This window comes from Collinsella sp. An271 (assembly GCF_002159695.1).
GTDB lineage: Bacteria > Actinomycetota > Coriobacteriia > Coriobacteriales > Coriobacteriaceae > Collinsella > Collinsella ihumii.
Genome location: NZ_NFJE01000034.1, coordinates 1 through 1,309, shown reverse-complemented (window position 1 = coordinate 1,309; position 1,309 = coordinate 1). Strand labels below are relative to the sequence as shown.

General features: G+C 67.2%; 1 protein-coding gene and 1 pseudogene. Both read right to left on the bottom strand.

Going from position 1 to position 1,309, the window contains the following annotated elements; genetic code table 11:
* Nucleotides 1–28 precede the first annotated feature (28 nt).
* Nucleotides 29–934 (bottom strand): annotated as a pseudogene (locus B5F74_RS12125) (IS3 family transposase); the annotation flags it as partial.
* Nucleotides 935–945: 11 nt separating this feature from the next.
* A complete protein-coding gene (locus B5F74_RS12120) occupies nt 946–1,233 on the bottom strand; it encodes a transposase (RefSeq protein WP_087202835.1) in 288 nt (95 codons plus the stop codon).
* Nucleotides 1,234–1,309: the final 76 nt, after the last annotated feature.

The following is a 1,309-nucleotide window of genomic DNA, read 5'->3' as shown; positions in this document are numbered from 1 at the left end:
TGAATCTACCCCGATTCCGTTTACACCCTTACGCCGCCATCGGGTGGCGGTCCTCCTCGGGCCAGTTGGCCCGCTCGAACTCCTCGGGGCTGAGGTACCCCAGCGCCGAGTGCGTCCTGACCCTGTTGTAGAAGCACTCGATGTACTCGAAGATCTCGAGCGCCGCCTGGTCGCGGCTCTCGAAGGTGCGCGCGTGCACGCACTCGGCCTTGATGACGCCCATGAGCGACTCCATGGCCGCGTTGTCCCAAGGCGACGATATCGATCCCATCGACGGCTCGATCCCGGCCTCCCGCATCGTCTTGCCGAGCAGCAGCGAGGCGTACTGCGAGCCGTGGTCGCTGTGATGGATGCAGCCCTCGGGAGGGCGCCTGCGGGCGATCGCCATCCTGAGCGCGTCGTCGGCCAGTTCCGCCGTCATGCGCGCCGACATCGACCAGCCGACGACCCTCCTCGACCACACGTCCATCAAGACGGCCAGGTAGAGCCAGCCCTGATGGGTCCTCACGTAGGTGATGTCCGCGAACCACACCTCGTTCGGCCCGCCCGCGGCGAAGTCGCGGCGCACCAGGTCGGGCGCGGCGCACGGCTGCGGCGCCGCCTGCTTTGCCTCGCCTTTGGGGCGCTTGGCGCAGCCGCGCGTCGTGCCGGCCCAGCCGTTGTCGCGCATGATGCGCGCCACGCGCTTGCGGGAGGTGCGCACGCCCGCCTTCTTGAGCTCCTGGAACACCTTCGGGGCGCCGTAGATGCCGCGGCTGGCGGTGTATATCTCGGAGATCGCCGCGGCCAGCTCGGCGTCGCGCAGGTCGTGCGCGCTCGGCGGCCGCTTTCTCCATGCGTGGTAGCCCTGCCTGGTGACATGGAGGGCCGCGCACATCTCGGATATGCTCCAGGCGCCCTCGTTGAGCAGGATGAAAGCGAACTTCGCCCTCTCCGCCTGCGAGCCTACAGCTGCCTGCTGGCGAAGAAGGCGCTCGCTTTTAAAAGTATCTCGTTCTCCCTCTTCAGCCGTTCGTTCTCGCGCCTCAGCCTGCGGAGGTCCTCCGCCATCTGGAAGGGGTTGTCCCCTGCCGGCGCCTGCGCGGCGTCGGCCCTCTTGACCCAGTCCGACAGGCTCCCCGGGTCGACGCCGAGCTCGCGGGCGACCTCCGCGTAGGTGGTCCCCCTCTCGTTGTAGAGCCGCACGGCCTGCTGCTTGAACTCTGCCGAATACTTGGGCGACGGATGTCCCATCCCATGCCCCCTTTCCCCGTTTACGGCATCATGCCCAAACGGAACTCGATGTGTCAACGGAAACGGGGGAGATTCA

Excerpts from the sequence above, each read along its gene's own strand:
- B5F74_RS12120 (WP_087202835.1), bottom strand. The coding sequence starts at position 1,233 with ATGGGACATCCGTCGCCCAAGTATTCGGCAGAGTTCAAGCAGCAGGCC.